The 22,407-nt window shown below is 29.8% G+C and carries 22 protein-coding genes; 9 read left to right on the forward strand and 13 right to left on the reverse strand.

Going from position 1 to position 22,407, the window contains the following annotated elements:
* Nucleotides 1–156 precede the first annotated feature (156 nt).
* Nucleotides 157–2,382, forward strand: a complete 2,226-nt coding sequence (locus OIU83_RS04315) for an FUSC family protein (RefSeq protein ID WP_264205037.1) — start codon at nt 157–159, stop codon at nt 2,380–2,382.
* Between the two features lie 32 nt (nt 2,383–2,414).
* Here OIU83_RS04315 and OIU83_RS04320 read toward each other — a convergent pair whose 3' ends face one another.
* The 3 genes from OIU83_RS04320 to OIU83_RS04330 all read right to left on the reverse strand — a co-directional run bounded on the left by OIU83_RS04320 (nt 2,415) and on the right by OIU83_RS04330 (nt 5,386).
* The gene (locus tag OIU83_RS04320) at nt 2,415–3,911 is read right to left on the reverse strand and encodes a malate:quinone oxidoreductase (RefSeq protein WP_264205038.1); all 1,497 of its coding nucleotides are present in this window, start codon (nt 3,909–3,911) and stop codon (nt 2,415–2,417) included.
* A 115-nt stretch (nt 3,912–4,026) separates the two neighbouring features.
* Nucleotides 4,027–4,443 (reverse strand): Holliday junction resolvase RuvX, encoded by a 417-nt coding sequence (ruvX, locus tag OIU83_RS04325; protein ID WP_039115109.1) that lies wholly within the window; start codon nt 4,441–4,443, stop codon nt 4,027–4,029.
* A gap of 322 nt (nt 4,444–4,765) precedes the next feature.
* Nucleotides 4,766–5,386, reverse strand: coding sequence for a PAS domain-containing protein (locus OIU83_RS04330; RefSeq protein WP_264205039.1), 621 nt, complete (start codon nt 5,384–5,386; stop codon nt 4,766–4,768).
* A gap of 276 nt (nt 5,387–5,662) precedes the next feature.
* On the opposite strand from OIU83_RS04330, the gene OIU83_RS04335 reads away from it, so the two are divergent.
* The gene (locus OIU83_RS04335) at nt 5,663–6,478 is read left to right on the forward strand and encodes a 2,3,4,5-tetrahydropyridine-2,6-dicarboxylate N-succinyltransferase (protein WP_264205040.1); all 816 of its coding nucleotides are present in this window, start codon (nt 5,663–5,665) and stop codon (nt 6,476–6,478) included.
* A 47-nt stretch (nt 6,479–6,525) separates the two neighbouring features.
* Nucleotides 6,526–7,263: a glycosyltransferase family 2 protein gene (locus OIU83_RS04340; protein WP_264205041.1), complete on the forward strand. Its 738-nt coding sequence runs from the start codon at nt 6,526–6,528 to the stop codon at nt 7,261–7,263.
* Here the strand turns inward: OIU83_RS04340 and OIU83_RS04345 are convergent.
* A complete protein-coding gene (locus OIU83_RS04345; RefSeq protein ID WP_264205042.1) occupies nt 7,255–7,980 on the reverse strand; it encodes a polysaccharide deacetylase family protein in 726 nt (241 codons plus the stop codon). The two genes, OIU83_RS04340 and OIU83_RS04345, sit on opposite strands and share 9 nt — an antisense overlap.
* Nucleotides 7,981–8,041: 61 nt before the next feature.
* On the opposite strand from OIU83_RS04345, the gene OIU83_RS04350 reads away from it, so the two are divergent.
* Nucleotides 8,042–8,815 (forward strand): glycosyltransferase family 2 protein, encoded by a 774-nt coding sequence (locus tag OIU83_RS04350; RefSeq protein ID WP_264205043.1) that lies wholly within the window; start codon nt 8,042–8,044, stop codon nt 8,813–8,815.
* A gap of 72 nt (nt 8,816–8,887) precedes the next feature.
* Entirely contained in the window at nt 8,888–9,955 is a 1,068-nt protein-coding gene (locus OIU83_RS04355; RefSeq protein ID WP_264205044.1) for a glycosyltransferase family 9 protein, read from the forward strand.
* A gap of 71 nt (nt 9,956–10,026) precedes the next feature.
* Here OIU83_RS04355 and OIU83_RS04360 read toward each other — a convergent pair whose 3' ends face one another.
* A complete protein-coding gene (locus OIU83_RS04360; RefSeq protein WP_264205045.1) occupies nt 10,027–10,803 on the reverse strand; it encodes a lipopolysaccharide kinase InaA family protein in 777 nt (258 codons plus the stop codon).
* A gap of 14 nt (nt 10,804–10,817) precedes the next feature.
* On the reverse strand, nt 10,818–11,600 hold the full coding sequence (locus tag OIU83_RS04365; protein WP_264205046.1) for a DUF5672 family protein: 783 nt from the start codon (nt 11,598–11,600) through the stop codon (nt 10,818–10,820).
* A 599-nt stretch (nt 11,601–12,199) separates the two neighbouring features.
* Between OIU83_RS04365 and OIU83_RS04370 the strand changes: the two genes are divergently transcribed.
* From OIU83_RS04370 to OIU83_RS04380, 3 genes are read left to right on the forward strand one after another with little or no spacing between them, the layout of a single operon-like run.
* Nucleotides 12,200–13,159 (forward strand): hypothetical protein, encoded by a 960-nt coding sequence (locus OIU83_RS04370; RefSeq protein WP_264205047.1) that lies wholly within the window; start codon nt 12,200–12,202, stop codon nt 13,157–13,159.
* 9 nt (nt 13,160–13,168) lie between these two features.
* On the forward strand, nt 13,169–14,149 hold the full coding sequence (locus OIU83_RS04375) for a hypothetical protein (RefSeq protein ID WP_264205048.1): 981 nt from the start codon (nt 13,169–13,171) through the stop codon (nt 14,147–14,149).
* 1 nt (nt 14,150) lies between these two features.
* Nucleotides 14,151–14,963 (forward strand): glycosyltransferase, encoded by an 813-nt coding sequence (locus tag OIU83_RS04380; protein WP_264205049.1) that lies wholly within the window; start codon nt 14,151–14,153, stop codon nt 14,961–14,963.
* Nucleotides 14,964–15,073: 110 nt separating this feature from the next.
* On the opposite strand, the gene OIU83_RS04385 is transcribed toward OIU83_RS04380, so the two are convergent.
* The 7 genes from OIU83_RS04385 to OIU83_RS04415 are packed head-to-tail and all read right to left on the reverse strand — an operon-like array spanning nt 15,074 to nt 21,034.
* Nucleotides 15,074–16,252: a glycosyltransferase family 4 protein gene (locus OIU83_RS04385; RefSeq protein ID WP_264205050.1), complete on the reverse strand. Its 1,179-nt coding sequence runs from the start codon at nt 16,250–16,252 to the stop codon at nt 15,074–15,076.
* A gap of 19 nt (nt 16,253–16,271) precedes the next feature.
* Entirely contained in the window at nt 16,272–16,907 is a 636-nt protein-coding gene (locus OIU83_RS04390; protein ID WP_264205051.1) for a PglD-related sugar-binding protein, read from the reverse strand.
* A complete protein-coding gene (locus tag OIU83_RS04395; protein WP_264205052.1) occupies nt 16,907–17,917 on the reverse strand; it encodes a ketoacyl-ACP synthase III in 1,011 nt (336 codons plus the stop codon). Before OIU83_RS04395 ends, OIU83_RS04390 begins: the two co-directional genes overlap by 1 nt.
* Nucleotides 17,907–18,995: an aromatic ring-hydroxylating oxygenase subunit alpha gene (locus OIU83_RS04400; RefSeq protein WP_264205053.1), complete on the reverse strand. Its 1,089-nt coding sequence runs from the start codon at nt 18,993–18,995 to the stop codon at nt 17,907–17,909. Before OIU83_RS04400 ends, OIU83_RS04395 begins: the two co-directional genes overlap by 11 nt.
* A 7-nt stretch (nt 18,996–19,002) precedes the next feature.
* Nucleotides 19,003–19,740, reverse strand: a complete 738-nt coding sequence (locus tag OIU83_RS04405) for an SDR family NAD(P)-dependent oxidoreductase (RefSeq protein ID WP_264205054.1) — start codon at nt 19,738–19,740, stop codon at nt 19,003–19,005.
* 2 nt (nt 19,741–19,742) lie between these two features.
* Nucleotides 19,743–20,798 carry a 3-oxoacyl-ACP synthase III family protein gene (locus OIU83_RS04410; RefSeq protein WP_264205055.1) on the reverse strand — a complete coding sequence of 352 codons (1,056 nt, stop codon included), beginning with the start codon at nt 20,796–20,798 and terminating at the stop codon, nt 19,743–19,745.
* Nucleotides 20,799–20,803: 5 nt separating this feature from the next.
* Nucleotides 20,804–21,034 carry a phosphopantetheine-binding protein gene (locus OIU83_RS04415; protein ID WP_264205056.1) on the reverse strand — a complete coding sequence of 77 codons (231 nt, stop codon included), beginning with the start codon at nt 21,032–21,034 and terminating at the stop codon, nt 20,804–20,806.
* 256 nt (nt 21,035–21,290) lie between these two features.
* Between OIU83_RS04415 and OIU83_RS04420 the strand changes: the two genes are divergently transcribed.
* Nucleotides 21,291–22,367 carry a DegT/DnrJ/EryC1/StrS family aminotransferase gene (locus tag OIU83_RS04420; RefSeq protein WP_264205057.1) on the forward strand — a complete coding sequence of 359 codons (1,077 nt, stop codon included), beginning with the start codon at nt 21,291–21,293 and terminating at the stop codon, nt 22,365–22,367.
* The last annotated feature ends 40 nt before the right edge of the window (nt 22,368–22,407 follow it).

Below are 22,407 nucleotides of genomic sequence, written 5' to 3' on the forward strand. Positions count from 1 at the left end.
CATTATCCTGAATCAGGTTGGCAAAAATAGTAAAAAATAGTCAATGAATAATTCTATAAACTAGATTATATGCTTTTTGATTTCTATTTAAATCAAAGCTACTATTATTGCTAAATAATTCATACAATTCTTATCTTTGCTAGTAAACCCTTTTATATGTTTGACCGTATAGTTAAATTTACAGATAGTACTTCTTTTATCAATGCTTCAAAAGTAACATTTGCATCCGTTGTTCCTGTTTTATTTTTCAACTTTTTAGGATATTTCGAAATTGGGTTTACCATTGCACTTGGAGCGTTTTATACTTATCCAAGTGATATCCCCAGTAATCTCAAGCACAAAATAAAAGGAATTATTGTAACTGCCTTTATTGTTTCGGCAGTAAATTTATTAGTTAATCTTGTTTATCCATTTCCTTGGTTGTTTTATCCTTTTTTGGTTATTATGCTTTTCTTATCATCGATGCTTTCTGTTTATGGACAACGAGCAACAATGGTTTCTTTCTCGGCATTACTATCTATTTCGCTTTCATTTGCCCATTTACATGAAGGTTGGGAAGCCGTTCTTTATTCTGGTTATATTTTTGCCGGTGGTCTATTTTATCTAGTAGTCTCACTTGCTTTTCATTATATAAAACCACATCGCTATGTCGAATTACAAATTGCAGAAGGAATCCGATTAACCGCCAAATACCTAAAGTTTAGAGGTGATTTATGGAACCCTGATGCCGATCGAAAAAAAATTATAGAGAAGCAATTACACCTTCAGGTCGAGCTAAACCAAATTCATGAAAACCTACGACAAGTACTTATCGGTAATAGAGCTACCTCTGGTAATTCTAGTCAAAACCGTAAAATGCTTATTGTTTTTATAACTTTAGTCGAGATTCAGGAACTGGCTTTATCAACTTCTTTCGATCACGATAAATTACACAAAAAGTTTAGCGACCATCCAGAAGTCTTGCTTTCTTATCAAAACCTGGCTTATAAACTCGCATCGACACTAAAAAAATTATCCAAAAGCGTCCACAAAGCCGTCAAATATATTTCTATAAATGATCTAAAGAAAGAACTAGATGCACTACAACATGCTATTGATGCATATCAAAATAACTTAGGTCGAATTGAAGCTTCTGAAGGTGTTTGGATGCTTACAAACATGCTAAAATATGCTAAAAATCAAGTAGAAAAAATCAAGATTGTAGAAATGGCATTTTCATTGGCAATCAATTCTTATGATTTTAAAGATAAAGACAAAGAGCTCGAAAAATTCCTGACTCCTCAATATTATCCGTTACGAACATTAATCGAAAACTTTAGTTACTCATCAACCTTTTTCAGGCACTCATTACGCCTTACTATAACCATTATGGTAGGCTTTATAATTGGAAAGCTATTGCCATTTCAAAATGTATATTGGATTTTATTGACAATAGTTGTAATTATGCGTCCTGGCTATGGCTTGACCAAAGAACGTTCTTATAACCGTGTTTTTGGAACCATTTTAGGAGGATTAATTGCATTTGGAATTGTTTCACTTGTACATAATCATGTAGCTATTAGTATTTTTGCGATTTTCTGTATGCTTACTGGTATATCTTTTACTCAAACCAACTACAAGATAAGCACGACACTTGTTACTATGTATGTAGTGTTTGTTTACGGAATTCTGACACCTAATATTCTTGAAGTAATACAGTTTAGAATCTTGGATTCTCTTGTAGGCGCAACGTTAGCCTTTTTGGCAAATTATTATTTATGGCCAGCTTGGGAATTCCTGAATGCTTCCTCATTCTTAGAAAAATCTATTGAGGCAAACAAAAATTACTTAAGAGAAATAGCCGAATATTATAACAAAAAAGGTACATTACCGACATCTTATCGTCTGGCAAGAAAAAATGCTTTTATAGAGATCGGAAATCTTATGACTTCTTTCCAGAGAATGGTACAAGAACCAAAATCAAAACAAAAACAGCTTCCGCAAATAAATAAACTTGCGGTATTAAATCATTCCTTACTTTCATCAGCTGCATCATTGGGTACTTATATTCAATCGCATAAAACTACTTCAGCTTCTGAATCATTCAATTTTGTAATTGGAATCGTCATTTATAATTTAAATCACTCGATTGCTATTTTAAGACATGAGAATACTTCTATATACGAAGAAGTAAATAAGGACAATCTGGCTTTTCATTTTGAAGAATTAAAAAGAAAAAATTTTAGCCGATTAAAAAATGATGATGAGCTCGACGAGAATGAAAGAGAAGTTAAGATGCAAGAAGCACAATTAGTAATTGAACAATTAATATGGATGACAAATCTATCTGATAAGATTGTACTAATTACAAAAGAATTTATAAAACAAAATCCAGACAATTAGTCTGGATTTTGTTTTATATCTAAAAAAGGAATCTAATTACTTAGCTTTAATGTATCAGAAGTATTTTTTCTAATTTCGGCTAACAATTCTGGTTTATCATTTAATGTTTGTCCATAAGAAGGAATCATTGTTTTTAGTTTTTCATTCCATTCCGGAGTTTCGATTCTATCTTTAAAACACTTTTTTATTAAATCAATCATTATAGAAACTGCTGTTGAAGCTCCAGGTGAAGCACCTAATAACACAGCTAATGTTCCATCATCTGTATTAATTACCTCTGTGCCAAACTCAAGAATCCCACCTTCTTTTTCGTCTTTTTTAATAACCTGAACACGTTGTCCTGCACGTTCCAATTTCCAATCTTTAGATCGTGCCTTTGGCAAATACTCACGCAAAGCATTCATTCTATCTTTTGGAGATTGTCGTACTTGTTCGATCAAATATTTCGTAAGTGGTATATTATGATATCCTGCTGCCAACATTGGGATTAAATTATCTGATTTTATAGATAAAGGTAAATCCATGTAAGATCCGTTCTTTAAAAAACGAGTCGAAAAACCTGCAAATGGACCAAAAAGCAGAGCTCTTTCTCCATCTATCATTCGTGTATCAATATGAGGAACAGACATTGGTGGCGCACCAACACTTGCTTTTCCGTATACTTTGGCCTGATGTTGCAAAATAACTTCTGGATTAGTACATTTTAACCATTGCCCGCTTACAGGAAAACCTCCAAACCCTTTCCCTTCGATTACATTTGCTTTTTCTAATAAAGGTAAAGAACCTCCACCGGCACCAATAAAAACGAATTTGGTATATACTTTTTTAGTTAGTCCAGTTGCTAAATCTGTGATTTTAATTCTCCATGATTTATCTTCACGCTGCTTTAATTTCTTAACCTCATGATTAAAATGTATCGTAACCCCGTCCAGTTTTCCTAAATAGTTAAACATACTACGGGTTAATTCTCCAAAATTCACATCGGTTCCTATAGACATAGAAGTTGCTGCAAATTTATCCGAAGCATCTCTACCTTCCATTACTAATGGCATCCATTCTTTTAGCTGAGCAAAATCGGTACTAAATACCATCTCTTTAAAGATTGGATTTTTTTGTAATGCTTCAAATCTTTTTTTAAGATAATCCACATTTTTTTCTCCCCATACAAAACTCATATGAGGAACACTTTTTATAAAATTATCGGGAGACGTAATTTTGTTTTGCTGCACCAAATACGACCAAAACTGACGAGAAACTTCAAAAGATTCTGCAATACTAATCGCTTTTTTCGGATCAATGGTTCCGTTTTCTTTTTCTGGAGTATAATTTAATTCACAAAAAGCAGAGTGCCCCGTTCCTGCATTATTCCAAGCATCAGAGCTCTCGGCAGCGGCAACATCTAATCTTTCGTAAATTTCAATTTTTAAATCTGGCTGTAATTCTTTTAAGATTAACCCAAGAGTTGCACTCATGATTCCAGCACCAATAAGTACTACTTCGGTATTTGAACGTATGGTTTTGTCGGACATAACAAGAAAATTTTAAAGTGCAAAGGTACTTCATATAATTGCAAAAAAAAACTATAAATTTCTACTGAAAAGTTATAGTTTTCTAAAACGATTTCGAAGTAAGACCCCTGAAATTTTAAAACATTTTGCGGGATAAATAGTCCTGAAGCATTATTGTTGCTGAGATTTCGTCTATTAACCCTTTATTCTGACGTTGCTTTTTACTAAGCCCACTATCAATCATAGTTTGAAATGCCATCTTTGAAGTAAATCTTTCATCCACTCGGACCACTTTCATATCTGGAAAAATATTTGAAAAATGAGTTACAAAACCTTTTATGATCGAAGCACTCTGTGATGGCTCACCATTCATTTGCTTTGGCTCACCGATTAAAACTGCTTCGACTTTTTCTTTGGCAAAATAATCCTTTAAAAAATCTATTGTTGTATTTGAAGGAATTGTAGTTAACCCCGAAGCAATAATTTGCAACTCATCTGTAACAGCAATACCTGTACGTTTTTGTCCGTAATCTATAGCAAGAATTCTTGGCATCTTATTAAAAGTAATTATTGACAAAGATACATAAAGTAAAAAATCTCGAACCAAAAAAAATTAATCCGTTCTAGAATTTAAAACGGATCAATTAAACTTTTTTTCCAAAAAAAATTAAAACAATATTAAAAATTAAGATTAAGAGCCCAGCAACTAATCTATTTATACTAATTCACAGATTTAAACATCCTTAAATAGAACTTACTCTTAAAATACCTTCCCTATTAATTTCATACCAAAACTAATTCATACTACAATTATAACTAATGACATTTATCATTAAAAAAAAGAAAGAATAATCTTATTTAGAAAAAATTTAAAGCTATCTACCAAAAAAACGACCAAAAAAGCCTCTTTCCTCTTCTTCTTCTACATTCTCGACCTGACTTGTAAATTGTGTTTTTTCATGTTCGTAAATTAACTCTTTAAGATACTCTACATAAGTTCTTTTCTTTTCTTCCAAAAATCCAATCAGATATTTTTCACTAAATTCCATTCCACTAGCCGATTCTATCTGCAATAGTTTTTTATATAGAGGCTCAATATGCATAGCTATTACTTCTTGCGGCACGGCACGTCTTCGTCCAAAATAATTTACAATAACATCATTTTGATCTTTTGCTATTTCAAAATCGGTAATAACCCAGTAGTATCTTCCGGATTTCGCCAAATTCTTTACAATTGCATGAAAGTTATTTCCTTTCTTAAGATTTTCCCATAACACTTTAAATATCACCCTTGGCATATCTGGATGTCTGATAATATTATGTGGTTGTCCCATTAATTCATAATCTTCGTATCCGCAAACATCTACGAAAGTCTCATTTGCATATTCGATTATCCCAAAAGGATTTGTTTTACTCATTATTACTTGGGTTTTATCCCAAGAAACCTCTTTATCAATTGGTGTTGGTCTGTTGAACGACTCGCTTTCTTGATTCATTGTTAAAATTCGAATTAAAATTTAGGGGGTTAAACAATTAAAAACAACCTTATATTACTCTTAAATTGTCCTACAAAGGTAATTTTATAAGAAAAAATAAAACTTGACTTTTATCAGGTTTTATGACAAAAATTCTTTTATTCATGCGATTTCACACAATATCCAAAAGTGTAAAAATCACATTAAAAACACATTGTATTATAAAAATGTTAGTATAGAGCAATGAAAGTTGTTTTAATAAAAAATCGAATTATATTTGCCAAAAATCTTACTATTATGAATCCACTACAAACTATCATAGAACAAGCTTGGGAAAATAGAGCTTTATTACAAGAAACCACGACAACTGATGCTATCAGAGAAGTTATTGAACTTCTGGATACAGGAAAATTACGTGTTGCTGAACCAGTTGGCGATGCTTGGCAAGTAAACGAATGGGTAAAAAAAGCAGTTGTTATGTACTTCCCTATTCAAAAAATGGAAACTTTAGAATCTGGTATTTTTGAATATCACGATAAAATGTTACTAAAAAGAGGATACGCAGAAAAAGGAATTCGAGTAGTTCCTAATGCTGTAGCTCGTTATGGTGCTTATATTTCTAGTGGAGTAATCCTAATGCCTAGCTATGTAAACATCGGCGCATATGTAGATGAAGGAACTATGGTGGATACTTGGGCAACTGTAGGAAGCTGTGCCCAAATTGGAAAAAATGTACACTTAAGTGGTGGAGTTGGTATTGGTGGTGTATTAGAGCCATTACAAGCAGCGCCAGTAATCATTGAAGATGGAGCATTTGTAGGATCTCGTTGTATCGTTGTAGAAGGTGTTCATGTAGGAAAAGAAGCTGTTCTTGGAGCTAATGTATGTCTTACTGCATCAACAAAAATTATTGATGTTACTGGTGATACTCCAGTAGAAATGAAAGGATATGTTCCTGCTCGTTCTGTAGTTATACCTGGAAGTTATACCAAAAAATTTACTGCTGGAGAATTTCAAGTTCCTTGCGCATTAATTATTGGTACACGTAAGCCATCTACAGATTTAAAAACTTCACTAAATAACGCACTCCGGGAATACGATGTTGCTGTATAATATTACATTACTAAACTCTATTATAAGTAAGTATGCTAAGTAAAGACATGAAAAAATTATCCGTTATCATACTTACTTATAATGAAGAGTTTTATATTGCCGAGGCAATAAAATCTGTTTCATTTGCTGATGAAATTATTGTTCTAGACTCCTATAGCAATGATAAGACTCCAGAAATTGTTTCTGAATTAGGTGCTAAGCTTGTTTTTAGAAAATTTGATAACTATTGTAATCAAAGAAACTATGCAATTGAATTTGTAACTGGAAATTGGATCTTATTTTTAGATGCCGACGAAAGAGTTACGGATAAACTTCAAACAGAAATATTAAATAGCATCGAGTCAAATGAATTCGATGCTTATAAAATATGGTTTCCTCATTTTTTCATGGATCGCTTTTTATTTCATTACACCGATAAAGTTATTCGTTTAATAAAAAACAATAATGTAATTTTCGAAAATGAAGTACATGAAAAATTAGTTCTAAAATCAAAACCTGGTGTATTAAAAAACTATATGGTTCATTATACTTATAAAGGATTATTCCATTTTATAAGTAAAAAAGATAAATATGCTTGGTTTCAAGCAAAAATGTCTGCAGACAAAGGAAAAAAAGTAACACTGTTTTTACTGTTTTTCAAACCATTTTATCGGTTTTTCCATACCTACATTGTAAAAAGAGTATATCTTGATGGTGTTCCAGGTCTTGCTGCTGCTGCAATAGATGCTTATGGTGTTTTCTCTAGATATGCAAAAATGATGTTAATTGAAAAAGATCTAAAATAATTTTAATTTACCAAATTTCAATTTTAACCTAAAGGTCATTAAACTATCATGACCTTTAATATCTATTCGTTTAATCTCATAGTTATCCTTAAAAGGAAAACGATTTGGGCGATTGCCTATTTTTAAGCCAAATTTTATTTTATTCTCTGCAAGTAACTTTTTAAAATGTACTTTTTCATTACTTCCCTTAGGATAATTTCCATAAGGATAAGCCAAAGCTGCGGATATTTTTAAATCATTCTGCTTGATTATCTCTTCAGACTTTATGAAATCATTCTGAATTTCTGAAGTAGATAACGAGCTATATTTTTTATGCTGGTAAGAATGATAACCCAATTCAATTCTATCGCTATTTAGCTTCTTTAACTGTTCGATCGTCATTATTTTTTCTGCCGGAAATTCGGAGTTTTCATTCCACAAATCGGTTTTACCTATATAAGAAAAGGGAATAAAGAAACTAGCCTTTAGTCCATATTTTTCTAATAATGGAACCGCATAAACAAGTTGATTTTCAGTAACATCATCAAAAGTAAGAACAATACTTTTTTGCGGAATGGATTTCATTTTTTCCAATTCTTCAAAATGAAATGTTTTATAGTTATTCTCTTTTAAATACTGAAATTGTCTTTCCAGTTTTTGTACTGAAACCGTAAGCTTATTACATTCATTTTCAGACTGACAAACATTGTGATACATTAAAATTGGGAGTCGAGACATTTTGTTTAATTTTATACAAAGTTATAAATCTAAATTATTAATATTGCACAAAAATGAATTTATGACTCGAAATGTAACAGTTCCAAAAATTAGTATTTTGGCATTTTGTTTTAATGAAGAAAACAACATCAAAAAACTTATTGAAAATGTGTCGTTTGCTCATGAAATTATCCTCATAGATGACAACAGCACAGATCAAACTGTGGCTATTGCAAAAGAACTTGGTGTAACTGTCATTCAACAAACTATTACCGATAAAATACAGCAACAAAATATAGCAATCGATCAAGCTCAAAGTGATTGGATACTATTATTAGACATAAATGAATATCTTACCCCTGAACTTAAAGATGAAATTTTAATTAAGATTTCAGAACCTAAAAGCCATGAATTCTATTTAATTAAACAGACTTTATTTTTCTTTAAAAAAAGAGTAAAACATGGAGAATTCCATCACAAAAAGAAGATATTCCTTTTTGACAGAAAAAGACATTCCTATACTGGTAATCCAGAGAACAAATCTTTACTTGCATTCTTTGGAAAATCCAATATATTAAAAAACAGAATAGATTCTTTTGCTTATAAAAATTTTGATGAATATAATCATCAGTTAAGCTTATTAAGCAAAGAAGAAGCCTTAAATTTGCATAATAAAAATGTAAAACCAAACTTCTATCATTTTTTAATGAAACCTTTTTTTAATTTTATAAATCAATATTTTATAAAATTTGGTTTTCTTGATGGTAAAGAAGGTTATATTCTTGCTTATATAAACTCATTTGCAGTTTTAAAACGTTATTTGATTCTTTGGCTATCATATAACAAAATGGAATAATACTATTCCTAATTTTTAAAGATTCAACAAAAAATATAATTCAGTTTTTTCGATAAAACTTAACCCCAAATAATGAAAATATTAATTATACAACAAAAAAGAATTGGCGATGTACTATTAAGTTCAATCCTTTGTAATAATCTTAAAAAAAAATACCCTGAGTCGACTATAGATTTTATGTGCTACCCAAACTGCACAGATGTTTTAATAGGCAATCCTAATATTGATAATGTTATTACATTAACCGATAAAGTGAGAAAGTCATACTTATCCCTATTTAAGTTTATTTTCAAAATTAGATCTCATAAATATAATATTTTAATCGATGTTTATGGTAAATTAGAAACAAATCTAATAACCATTTTTTCTGGTGCCGATTATAAAATATCATACTACAAATGGTATTCTTCTTTGTTTTACAATCATAATATGACTCGATTTGATAATAATGCTGAAACAAAATACGGATTGGCTGTAGACAATAGACTTTTATTATTAAAACCATTAAATCTAGATAGCAATACATTGGATGCTTTCCCTAAATTATATGTAAGCGAAAAAGAAAATCAGGATGCCATCGCCCTTTTTGTAAAACACAAAGTAAGAGAAAATAGAAAAATAGTAATGATAAGCCTATTAGGAAGCGAAAAATCAAAAACTTATCCTCTTGAACATATGGCTAAGGTAGTAGAATATGTTGCTGAGAATAAAGATGTAACTATTCTTTTTAATTACTTCCCTAATCAGATTGAGGATGCTCAAAAAGTATTTGATTTATGCTCAAAAAGTACACAAGAAAAAATACATTTTGATTTATTAGGCAGCAATTTAAGGTCATTTATAGCTATAATGAATCAATGTGATGTAATTATAGGAAATGATGGCGGAGCAATTAATATGGGCAAAGCACTAAATAAACCTTCCTTTATAATTTTCTCCCCTTATGTAGAGAAAAATGACTGGGCCACTTTTGAAGATGGATTACAAAACATCTCGGTACATTTAAACGACTTTAAACCCGAATTAATCAACAATATACCTCACAAGGAAATAAAAAGCAATTCGGCTTCTCTATACCAACAATTTCATCCGGAATTATTTAAGGATCAAATTAAGTTTTTTATGGCTCAAAATCTTTAAAGCAAGAGTACAAGGCAAAAAAAAAGCATCTTTTAAATTATTTAAAAGATGCTTTTTTTTTTGATTTAAACTTAGGATTTCCAAAATTTCAATCTCTTTTTCAGTCTTTGTTTTTTGGCAAATTGCTCTTGAAAATTAATGGTATCTTCCCACATTTTTTCAAAGATTTGGCTCTCAGTTTTCACAGTATATAACTTCGCATACTCATTACTCATCACTTCAATCATCTCTTTTTGAGGAGTAAGTCTTCTAAAATTATTCATACGTTGTTCAAAACTCATTGTAGTATGAAAATTCATTCGGTTTAAATCTACCAGAAAAAATTCATATTGATTATTAGGTCCTTTTTTAATTAACGTATTTCCAGGAGAATGATCTAGAAATTCAATACCTTTTTCATGTAGTTTGAAAGTAAAGCGAGTAAACTGTCTTAATATATTCTCACTATCAGGATAATTAGGAACTTCGATAAGCTCTCTATATGTTAACTCTGTCACTAAGTGCTCACTGGCATAATAACTATCTCTTAAACCCAACCAATTATAGTTTTCTAAAAAAGCAATAGGCTGCGGAGTCCCAATTCCTTTTTCAAGTAAAGTTGTGGCAAATTCAAATGAACGTTTTGCTTTTGATTTCCTAAAATATTTATAGACAACCTTATTTATTAAATTTGGAATCTTAAATGATTTGATATTAATTGTCTTTTCATTTAATTCAAACAGTTTTATCTTATTGCGCTCCCCGTTTCCAAAAAGAACTCCATCATCAGAAGAATTAAAGTTATACATTAAAACAAGAATCTCCTTTGTATTCTTCAATGTTTCAGAAAACTTACATTTTATAGTCATTTAATTATAATTGCTTAGTATTTATTTAATATTGGTCTCCAAAAATCAACAACTTTAGGTTTATTAATTCCATGGCAACCAAAGGGTAACTGATTATCAATTAACTTAAAAGCTATTTTAGGTTTACGGTCAATTGCAAAATATAAGGCCTCTTTATAATTGGGTATTTTAAAATTTTCATCAAATTCTGGAGCTTTTATTGACCAAAAAACGTCTTCGATTGCATATATTTCTTTACTCTCCGAATTTAAAAAGTTAGAAATAAACTCTTGTTTTGTTTTGGTTATAGAATAATGGGACATTGTTTTTCGCAATGAAAATCCACCGTTACCTACTTTAAAGAAAATTTTCTCCCGTTCATTTTTTCTTTTTGACCTAAATTTTCTAGCCAATTTATTATAGTATTTTAGAAAAACAGTACTTTCCGGAGTTGCTATCCATGGCGCACCAATATAATCATATCCTTTTTGGCACCATATTGTCAAATCATCTTTATAAACAAAAGCATCCAACTGATAAATTAATATATACTCACTATCCAGAAAAGACTCATAAAATAATGATGATAGTAATAATTCATTATAACCTTCAATATCTTTAAAATACCGCTTAGGAAAACTTACTGTCGAAATTTTATCAAACTCCTTTGTAATATAGGAATTATCTAAACCTTCTGGCTGAACCAAAACAATATCGTAGTTATTCAAAACTTTAACACACTGTAAAAAAGACTTCTCTTCAAGCTCTCCGAAATATTCTTTATAAATCGGAATAATTATTTTTACAGTATTTTTCATTTTATTAACTTAATCTTAAGTGTGTTTTAATTATAAAATAAGGCAGTTTTACTAAAGTATCAGAAAATTGAATCCATATACCACTACATTGATCAAGACACAAAAATAATCTTATAATTAATAAAAACTTAATTATTGCGAACTTAATTTGTAAATTATTATATGCTAAATATAAAACTCTAATTAAAAACCTTACTAAAAAGTAAAAAGTTTTTTTACTAAAATTATAATACTAAACAAATCTTATCTCAGGAGCTATATTTTGCACTATTTTATAAAAATAGAAAATTGTTCTCCAAAAAACTTTATGCCTTTAAAAAACAACAATTCAAAATCTAAAAGATAACACACTAATAATCAAAAACGTTACAAACAAAATAGATTAATTTAACACTACATATTAATATCCATGAATTAAAAGCTTTATTTCAAAAAAAACATACACATATCTCTTAATTAGTATATAAAATTTACCTTTTATACATTAATTATATAAAAATCTAAAAAAACATTGTAATTCTATTAACTAAACATACCAATTATATAAATTAGTCACCTGAATTTTAATTAAATTTGCCAATAGAAAACAAAAACATATTATGCACATTACTTTAATAAGCCTCAATGATTGGGGATTTAATGACCATATTGCAATCACTTTAAAACAAAATGGACATAATGTACATCATATTGATTTTAGTAAATTTGAATATAAATATCCTACTTACCTTCACAAAGGCTACAACTTCATTTTAAAATCTTTTTTTAGAAAAAATCTAAAAACAATGTATTTTGGAAAAAAAATCACCGAAAACCTTGAGGAAATCGGAACGATTCAAGATGTTATATTGGTAATAAAAGGAGACTTCATTGATCCAAAAAGTGTTCAGAATTTAAAAAAATATGGTAAAAAAACAATTGCATATTTTAATGATAATACTAAACGTTGCCCCAAAATAACACATGTTATTCCACATTTTGATGAAGTCTTTTCATTTGAAAGGGAAGATTGCAAAAAATACAATTTAAAATTTGCTACCAATTGGATATATAATCATTCGATTAGTAGTAATAAATTCGAATATAAAGTTTTCAATATCATTTCTAAAGATAAAAGAGTATCTATACTTTCCAGAATTGCAAATAATCTTGAATTAAACAATATAAGTTATAACATATTTGTATATGATAAAAATTGTAAAAAAAAGACATCAACAATTGAGTATATAAACAAACACATCCCATTATCTGAAGTAACGGAATATATAAATCGATCACAAGTTTTACTAGATGTTAACCGAAAAGGGCAAAAAGGCTTGACATTTAGAGTATTCGAAAGTATCGGTTTACAAAAAAAACTAATTACCACTAATTCTGATATAATAAATTACGACTTTTACAACCCAAATAATATCCTCGTTATTGATGAAAAAAAACCAAATATCCCACCTTCTTTTTTTGAAACAGAATACGAAAAAATTCCAGATGCTATTTTCAGAAAATACACTTTAGAAGGTTGGATTGAAAATGTAGTTCATAATTCTACTCCAATAATTTAACAAAAAACAATGGTACAAAACATATACATAGTCTGTCCTCCAAAAAAAGCAACTGGAGGTCCGGAAGCATTACATCAATTAGGATATATTTTAAATTCATTGGGATTTAATGCTAAAATGTTATATTCAAAATATAAAAAAGATCCTGTTCATCCTTTTTATAAAAATTATAATGTCCCCTATGTAATGAAAGTAAAAGATAGTATTGAAAATGTGATGATAATCCCAGAATCAATGACTAATTTAATTGCTAAATATCCACTAGCCGAAAAAAAAATATGGTGGCTAAGTCTTGACTTTTATGAGGTATTAATGAATAGTCGAGAGAAGAAAAAAAACTGGATAAGAAAACTGTTTGTACCTTATAAGCATACTGAATACCGATTTGAGCCTAACAAAACCATTACACATTGGTATCAATCCCAAAGAACAAAAGATTTTTTATTGACTAAGGATCATGAAAATGACATTGCATATTTGTGTGACTATGTAACTGAACTTTTCTTTGATAATTTACCGGAACCACATCAGTTTCTCAAAGAGAACATTATTACTTATAATCCTAAAAAGGGTTTAGATAAAATTGAAAAATACATGAACCTTCTCCCTCAATACACATGGATACCATTATCGGGCATGTCCAGAGAAGAGATGAGAGATACTTTACGAAAAACTAAACTCCATGTTGATTTTGGTTATTTCCCAGGAAGAGACAAAATTCCAAGAGAAGCACTTATTTCTGGGGTTTGCTTATTAACGGGTCGCGATGGTACTTCGGCATTTAAAGAAGATTTAGGAATACCCGAAAGATACAAATTACATACTGATGAAATGCAGTCTGAAAAAGTAACTGAACTCATTAATCATTTAATGAATAATTACGATGCTGTTTTTGATGAATTTTCGGATTTCAGAACATTTGTAATGAATGAAAAAAATAGCATGATTGAGAATACAAAAAAGCTTTTTAATAAAACCCAAATTTCCTAATATGTTTGTAAGTGTTGTAATGATTACCTATAATCACTCTCCGTATATTAAACAAGCTATAGAAAGCATCTTATCACAGGTTACAGATTTTGATTTTGAACTTATAATCTCAAATGACAACTCCACTGATAATACCGATGCAATTATTAAGGAAACATTAGCGAATAATCCAAATGGTCATAAGGCTAAATATTTCAATAATGAAACAAATCTAGGAATGATGCCTAACTCCATTTCTGCGTTAAATAAAGCTACAGGGAAATACATAGCTCTATGTGAAGGGGACGATTATTGGTGTGATGATCAAAAATTAAGTTTACAAGTTGAATTTCTAGAATCCAATCCTGATTTTAGTATTTGCTTTCATAATGTCTATTTATTAAGCGACACAGAACTTAAAGAAGACAACAGAAAGAAGAAAATTCCCGAAGTTACAACTATTAAGGATCTTGCCAAAAATAATTACATTCACACACCCAGCGTAGTATATCGAAATAATCTTTTTAAAGAACTTCCTAAATATTTTAGTGAGACACCAGTTGGAGATTATTTTTTGCATATGTTAAATGCACAATTTGGGAAGATTAAATATATGGACAAGATCATGTCTGTATATAGGGTTCATAATACATCATATTGGTCATCTAAGAAAGATGCTGAACAACGAATAATTATGATCAATTTCCTCAATACTCTGAAAACATATTTTGATACAGACGTTCAAAAAATATTAAATCGTCAGATTTTAAAAATAAAACGTAAAGACATGTCTTTTTTTCAAAAACTGGCATCAAAGATAAAAACCGTTTTTTAGTAGATTCTTTTATCTTAGATTTAATTTCACTTAAAAAAAAAACAGTAACTACTTGTATAATAAAGATTATGTTCTGCAAATAGTTACTGTTCTTTTTAATGGATTATACATTATTCCACAAATGCATCATTATAAATTGAAGTCATTTTTTCTATAAAAACTTCCGACCCAAATTTAGCAATACTTTCTTTAGATATCAATTCCCTATCAAATTGTAATTCTTTATTCATAACACTTAAAACACCACCAGACAAAGCTTCAAAATCCTTAACTGGTACAACAATACCATTTTTACTATTCATAAACTCATTTACACCTCCTGATTGTGTAGTAATAACTGGAACTCCTACAAATAAAGCTTCTAATGGAGAGATCCCAAACGTTTCACAAATACTTGTAAAAATAAAAACATCCGATTTTTGTAAGGCTGAAACAATTTCAGCTTTTGAAGCTATTTTAATTATTTCAATTTTTATATTTTTAAATTCTAAACTTGATATTAATCTATTAACCTCTTGTTCAAAATCAACTCCTATACCCCAAGCATTAATACCGATCCAAGTAAATTTAATTTTTTCAATATTTAAATTGTCAATGATTTTCAAAGCTTTTAATGCAGTAATTTGATCTTTAAGAGGATCATAAGCTCCTACTGTCATAATTTCAAAATATTCCCCTTGTTTATTTCTTTTATAATTAAACAATCTCTCATCAACTAAATTTCCAATATTCACAAAATCATAGAAAAAACCATTAGTTGCAAATTGCCTAATTAAATCATTACTAACAACTAGATTAAATCTTGATTTCTTTAGAATCAAATCTAGCCTCCTTATCTTTTTCCTATTTACATTTCTTAATTTAAATTGATTATGTTCCGTAAATATATATGGAGTTCCGTATTTTTCATGATAACTTAATGCCCAAAATGCAGCATCGAATACACCCTGAGCATGTATCAAATCAATTTCAATATTTTCTTTTTTTAGAATTTTATTTAAGATACTGAAAGCCTTTTTCTCAATTAGCTTCAAAAAAAAGCCTCCTTTAATCAACTTAAAAGCGGGGTAATATATATACAAAATTGTAATTTTATCTTCCGTAACAATTTTTTCAGTCTTATAAATCTTTTTAAGATTTTTGAATTTAAATTTAACTGGTCTAAAATTCACCAGAACGAAATTAAAATTTTCACTCAACAATGATGCCTGATCCATAAAAAAGCTTCCTAATCTTAATTTATAATCAAGCCAAGAGCAAATCATTAAAACATTTTTTTTATTACGCACTTCAATAATCTATTTAATATTAAAATTCAAGTCTCTTTGCAGGAACTCCAAAAACTGTTGTATTCTCTTTTACATTTTTAATAACTAAACTAGCTGCTCCTACCGTAGCCCCTTTCCGGATAATAACATTTGGCAATACTGTAGCTCTTGTATTTAAACAAACTTCATCTTCTAATATAGCATACCCTCCCATAAAACTATAAGCGTTAATATGTGCCCATTTACCTATTTTAGAATCATGACCAATTGCTACAAATCCTTGAATTGTTACATAATCACCTATTTCACAGTCATTGCTAATATTAGAATACATAAAAACAATTAACCCATTACCTATTTTTACATTTGAATTAATTATTACTGTCGGGTGTATTAAATTAATAAATTGCCCTCCTTTACCTTGAATTAATTCAACGTAATGCTTTTTCCATTTTACACTTCCTAAAGCACAAATGAATACATCATTTTCTTGAATTTCATAATTCTCAACAGATGAAATAATTTCTGGATAATTATCAAAACCAACAAGAGCATCCAATTTATCATCCAGAAAACCTTTTATGACATAATCTTTTTGATAACCATCACACTGTATGGCTAGATTATAGACTTCACGCCCATACCCTCTTGCTCCTATTATTATTAAGTTTTTCATTATTCGATTATTATGTTACAAGCAGCCCAAGAATATCCTACTCCAAAACCTGCCAAAATCAAATTATAACAATTCTCTAACCTTCCTTGTTTTTGAGCCTCATACAAAGCGATAGGAATTGTGGATGAAACCGTATTACCACAATGTTGCATAGCAAGGAAAAATTTCTCCTCTGGGATTTTTATTTTTTTCCTCAAATGATTAAGCATATATTTATTAGCTTGATGAAAGATAAATAAATCTATATTATCTTTAGTCAGATTGGATTTTTCTAAAATAGCTTCAGTAAGCCTTGGTACAAATTCTCCAGTAAAATTAAAGATTTCGGTTCCGTTCATGAATAAATTCTTATCATTTCGAACATTTCCAAACTCGTCAGAAATATCTTCATTATCGCTTAAAACAGGGAAACGCATTCCTCCTTGTTTTACAATAAGGTTCTCGGCTCCTTTCCCATCTGTCCCAAAAACAAAATTACCAATTGAACAAAACCCTGCTTCACTACTTATTAATGTTGCAGCTGCAGCATCTCCAAAAATAGTTTTGTTGCTTTTATCTTTTGGATGAATAAATTTCGAATATGTTTCAGAAGTAATCAATAATACATTTTTGGCCATTCCACCTGCAATAAGGCCTTTTGCTAAACTCAAGCCATACACAAAGCCAGAACAACCTAAATTAAAATCCAATGCTCCTATGGATGTGTTTAAACCCAATCGTTCCTGAATAATACATGCAGTAGTAGGCAAAAAATAATCAGGACTTTGGGTACAAAACAATAAAAAATCGATAGTAGATTTATCTATATTATGCTCCACAAATAATTTCTCGGCAACTTTAACGGCCATGTCCGATGAAAATTCATCATCTGCGCTTATATGACGGGAATTAATTCCAGTTTTTGAACTAATTTTTTCAATATCCCATTCCGGAAATTCTTGATTAATCAAATCATTAGACAAAATTGCTTCTGGCAAATAATATGAAATGGCTTTTATATTAGCTTTCATTTTCTAATAATTTTAAATATTTTTTTTGAAAATGATGTACTCGTTCTTCTTCATCAGAAAGTTTTCCTATCAAATTGGTATGCCTCACACCTTGCTGAACTAATTGACAAACTGCCTTATCTTCATCAAAAACTTGCCTGTTAAAATTGATCAATGATTCTTCAAAAGCTTTAATTAAAATTGATTTCGCATCAGGTTTATCTGTTATTGTTGTAAAAACATAACTTGTAAATTTAGACACATCCGGAGTAATTGGCTCTATTACAGAATAATTAAATGATATCCCATGTGTACTTGATATTAATAAATTCGGAAAAATTAATATATGTTTATACCCATCAATATCATAGCTTCTAGGTGAAAAATAAGCATTTATTTTTTTATAGCCTCCTTTATCCTTTACAATATTTAAATCACTTGTCCAACTTGAATTATTTCCATCAAACTCAAAATCCAATCCGGAAGGTTCTAACTTAGCAAGTGTTTCTGCATGAATTAAACCTACATGATAACTTTCAAGGGTGTTCTCGACAATTACCTTCCAATTTGCAGTAATTTCCATTGCATTAACATCAATTCGATCCCCTAACGCCAGAGACATTTCTTTTAATTCATCATAAAAAACACCTATAAAATCCTCAAGAGATTCAACAGTTTCATTTAAAGAGACAAAACATAAACTACCACAAAATGAAACTTTAAATTCTTTCAGTTTCATTTCGCAAAGCTCCTCTTTTGAAAATTTTTTAAATAATGGTTTTTTAGGAATTCCACTCGGAATTCCATCTTTATCATAAGCCCAGCCATGATATGGACACATTAAAGGTCTATTTCCTGATTTGTCTTGTTGGATTATTGAGAATCGATGAGAACAAACATTTAAAAAAGCTTTGATCGTTCCCCTCACATTTTGAATTACAATTGGTGTTCCTGAAATTTTCAAAGTAACAAAATCATTGTCATTTTCAAAGTCAGATTTAAACCCAACAAAATGCCATATTTTATTAAACAACATATTGCTTTCCCTCGCAAAAATCTCATTGTCATAATAATGGACAGCTGGTATATTTGAATTCATAATATTTTTATTTCAGTGTAAATCCTCCATCAATAATTAAATCCGAACCTGTCATCCATTTACTCATATCACTCAATAAGTACATAATTAATCCTCCTACATCCGAAGGCTCCCCATATCCTAATGGATATTCCGACTCCGCCTTCTTTAATTCTTCTTGAGAAACTACATCGCTTGCTTGCTCTGTCATTGCTGTCCTGATAATTCCAGGACAAACACTATTGGATCTTATTCCTTGTGAAGCCAATTCTGAAGCTAATACTTTTGAAAAAGAACTAAGTGCTGCTTTCGATGCCGCATACATGGCTGTACCAGGGACGCCAAGTTTTGAAGAGATTGAAGAAACAAAAACAAGAGATCCCTTTTTATTCAATAATTTTTTTTTGATTAATTTCTGACTAAGTATAACATTACTATCAAAATTTGTAACAAAAACAGAACTAATCTTATTATCATTTAAAAACTTAACTGGTAAATACTCCACTATACCAGCATTAAAAACGACACCATCATAAGGTAAACTTTCTGTGATTAATTGATCAATATCACTAGAAACCGAAAGATCTATAGAATACATCTTATGCCCTGTTCCTGTTAATAATGAAATCGTCTCCCCTAGTCTTTCCATATTCCTACCAACGATAGTAACAGTAGCTCCTAACTCAGAAGCCATTATAGCAATTTGTCTCCCAATTCCAGATGAAGCCCCTGTAACTAGTATATTTTTATCTTTTAACGTAATCATTCCTATAATTCTATTAAGTCTAAACAATCTATTTTACAATCTTTGGCCAACATCGTGCCCCAAGATAATCCAACTCCAAACCCACACATTAATATACTTGTAGGTTTATTCAAAATTTTTTCTTTCAATTCTGATACTATAGTTAAGGGGATTGTAGCCGAAGATGTATTTCCAAAATCTCTTAATGAGAATGGCACTTTCTCAACTGGAAGCTTTAATTTTTTTATTATCATTTTATTCATCATCATATTCGCTTGATGAAAAACAAAATAATCAATTTTATCTTTATCTATTTCAAATTTTTCGATAAGTCTGTTCACTGTTTTTGGCCCTTGTGATATTCCAAAACTAAAAACATCCATACCATCTAAAACCAAATCACAGGAACTCCTACTTATACCCTCATCGATTTTTTTAATTTTTAACGAATCCTGATTTATTCTATTTCTAGATCCTCCATCAGGAATAATTATGGTTTTATATCCTGATCCGTCTGAACCCAACTCGAAAACAAGTTCTGAAGAATCTATCGTCAATTCTAAAGCAGTTGCACTTCCTGCATCTCCAAAAAGAGGCAAAGTACTTTTATCATTTTTTGAAACAATTTTACTTATTGTATCTCCTGCAAGTAATAATCCTTTTTTTATGCCGGTTGTTTTCATCATACTGGCAACAATCGACATACCATACACATACCCTGAGCATCCTAATGGCACATCAAAAGCAATACAGTTTGTCGATAATCCTAATCTATCCTGAAGTATCGCCGCAGAAACAGGCAAAATATAATCGGCAGTTTGAGAAACAAAAACTAAAATTTCGATTTCTTCTTTTTGCCAATTTAAATCTTTGATTAATTTTTCAGCAGCTTCACAGCATAAATCAGAAGTACAAATTTCCTTAGTTGCTATACGTCGTTCTTCAACTCCGGTTACGTCAATGAATTTTTGAATTTCTTCTGATGTCAATATATCTAAATCAATATTGCGCTCCATATTTTTTGGAACGCAACAAGAGATACCTTTTATTGCAATATCATTTACTGAAAAAGTAGCCATTACAATTATGCTTTATTTTTTATTATCTCGAAAATATCATTTAATGAAGTTGATGATTTAATATCATCTCCTGTCAGTTTTACTGAATATTCTTCATCTGCCATAGCTATTAATGATAAAGCAGTTAATGAATCCCATTCTTCCAAATCTCTAAAAACAGTTTCTTGTTTAATTAATATTGCATCTGTATCATCTAAAATATCTGCAAAATTTTGCAAAAAAATGTTAATTTCCATAGTATTCTTAATTTTATTTTGGGTTTATTTATGTATATAAATTCTGTAATAAGTCAATGAAAAATATTCCTATTCTAGAAGAAAAACGATTCTTAAAATCTTGTTCTTCAAACCAGTCTGATATTAAGATTTTTTCTTCTTCTTTTATAATACTGACTTATACAAATAAATTAGGTTTCTTTTCCTATTTTTACCCCACAAATATAACAATAGTTTACCCTTAACAGTAAATTAAACTCACTAAATCCATAATTAAATGATCCCTGTAACCAAAACTTTTTTACCTCCACAAGAAGAATACAATTCTTATGTAAAGCGTGCGTGGGATAAAGCTTGGCTAACAAACCGTGGCGAACTTACACTAGAATTAGAACAGAAACTTAAAGATTATCTTTACGTTTCTAACTTAATAATTACTAATAACGGTACAATTCCTATTCAAATTGCATTAAAATTATTTGGTAAAGGAGGCGAAATAATAACAACTCCTTTTTCATATGTTGCGACTTCAGCAGCAATTGTATGGGAAAATTGCAAACCTGTTTTTGTAGACATTCATCCAGAATATCTAACTATTGATGAAACTAAAATTGAAGCTGCAATAACACCTAAAACCACAGCTATATTAGCAACTCATGTTTTTGGCAATCCCTGTCATGTCATTGCGATAGAAACTATTGCAAAAAAGCATAATCTAAAAGTTATTTATGATGCAGCACATTGTTTTGGAGTTAAGTACAACAATGAATCTATATTTAACTTCGGGGATGTAAGCACTTGCAGTTTTCATGCTACAAAATTATTCCACACCGGAGAAGGTGGCGCAATGTTCTGTAACGATAAAGAAACATATCATCAACTATTCTATAGTCACAATTTTGGACATAATGGCCCTTTAGAATTTCATGGACTCGGAATTAATGCTAAAATTTCTGAATTACAATCGGCTATGGGATTAGCGATTTTTCCATATATGGAACATATTATTACCGAAAGAAAAAAAGTAACTGATTTTTATAATGAGAATTTAAATTTCGACAATTTAAAAAGTATAAAAATTCGAGAAAATACAGAATGGAATCATAGTTACTATCCTTTATTATTTGATTCTGAAACTACCTTATTAAAAGTTCAAGAAGAATTACAAAAGAAAAATATAATTCCGAGACGTTATTTTTATCCATCTCTAAACACAATCAACTACACAAATGGAGATGTAATGCCTATATCCGAATCTATTGCATCAAGAGTAGTTTGCTTACCGCTTTATGTAGGGATTGCCAGTGCCGATTTAGAAAAAATCGTTCAGATTATAAACAAACTAATATCATAATATCAGTTTAGATTCTGTTATTTTAAAAATATATTTATCT

Origin of the sequence: Flavobacterium shii, from assembly GCF_025847235.1 — a bacterium.
In the GTDB taxonomy this organism is placed as follows: Bacteria; Bacteroidota; Bacteroidia; order Flavobacteriales; family Flavobacteriaceae; genus Flavobacterium; species Flavobacterium shii.

Coding starts and splice junctions, on each gene's coding strand:
- OIU83_RS04320 (WP_264205038.1), bottom strand. CDS start 3,911: ATGTCCGACAAAACCATACGTTCAAATACCGAAGTAGTACTTATTGGT.
- OIU83_RS04375 (WP_264205048.1), top strand. CDS start 13,169: ATGGTACAAAACATATACATAGTCTGTCCTCCAAAAAAAGCAACTGGA.
- OIU83_RS04350 (WP_264205043.1), top strand. CDS start 8,042: ATGACTCGAAATGTAACAGTTCCAAAAATTAGTATTTTGGCATTTTGT.
- OIU83_RS04420 (WP_264205057.1), top strand. CDS start 21,291: ATGATCCCTGTAACCAAAACTTTTTTACCTCCACAAGAAGAATACAAT.
- OIU83_RS04380 (WP_264205049.1), top strand. CDS start 14,151: ATGTTTGTAAGTGTTGTAATGATTACCTATAATCACTCTCCGTATATT.
- ruvX (WP_039115109.1), bottom strand. CDS start 4,443: ATGCCAAGAATTCTTGCTATAGATTACGGACAAAAACGTACAGGTATT.
- OIU83_RS04355 (WP_264205044.1), top strand. CDS start 8,888: ATGAAAATATTAATTATACAACAAAAAAGAATTGGCGATGTACTATTA.
- OIU83_RS04345 (WP_264205042.1), bottom strand. CDS start 7,980: ATGTCTCGACTCCCAATTTTAATGTATCACAATGTTTGTCAGTCTGAA.
- OIU83_RS04410 (WP_264205055.1), bottom strand. CDS start 20,798: ATGGCTACTTTTTCAGTAAATGATATTGCAATAAAAGGTATCTCTTGT.
- OIU83_RS04330 (WP_264205039.1), bottom strand. CDS start 5,386: ATGAATCAAGAAAGCGAGTCGTTCAACAGACCAACACCAATTGATAAA.
- OIU83_RS04340 (WP_264205041.1), top strand. CDS start 6,526: ATGAAAAAATTATCCGTTATCATACTTACTTATAATGAAGAGTTTTAT.
- OIU83_RS04315 (WP_264205037.1), top strand. CDS start 157: ATGTTTGACCGTATAGTTAAATTTACAGATAGTACTTCTTTTATCAAT.
- OIU83_RS04415 (WP_264205056.1), bottom strand. CDS start 21,034: ATGGAAATTAACATTTTTTTGCAAAATTTTGCAGATATTTTAGATGAT.
- OIU83_RS04400 (WP_264205053.1), bottom strand. CDS start 18,995: ATGAATTCAAATATACCAGCTGTCCATTATTATGACAATGAGATTTTT.
- OIU83_RS04335 (WP_264205040.1), top strand. CDS start 5,663: ATGAATCCACTACAAACTATCATAGAACAAGCTTGGGAAAATAGAGCT.
- OIU83_RS04365 (WP_264205046.1), bottom strand. CDS start 11,600: ATGAAAAATACTGTAAAAATAATTATTCCGATTTATAAAGAATATTTC.
- OIU83_RS04370 (WP_264205047.1), top strand. CDS start 12,200: ATGCACATTACTTTAATAAGCCTCAATGATTGGGGATTTAATGACCAT.
- OIU83_RS04360 (WP_264205045.1), bottom strand. CDS start 10,803: ATGACTATAAAATGTAAGTTTTCTGAAACATTGAAGAATACAAAGGAG.
- OIU83_RS04405 (WP_264205054.1), bottom strand. CDS start 19,740: ATGATTACGTTAAAAGATAAAAATATACTAGTTACAGGGGCTTCATCT.
- OIU83_RS04395 (WP_264205052.1), bottom strand. CDS start 17,917: ATGAAAGCTAATATAAAAGCCATTTCATATTATTTGCCAGAAGCAATT.
- OIU83_RS04390 (WP_264205051.1), bottom strand. CDS start 16,907: ATGAAAAACTTAATAATAATAGGAGCAAGAGGGTATGGGCGTGAAGTC.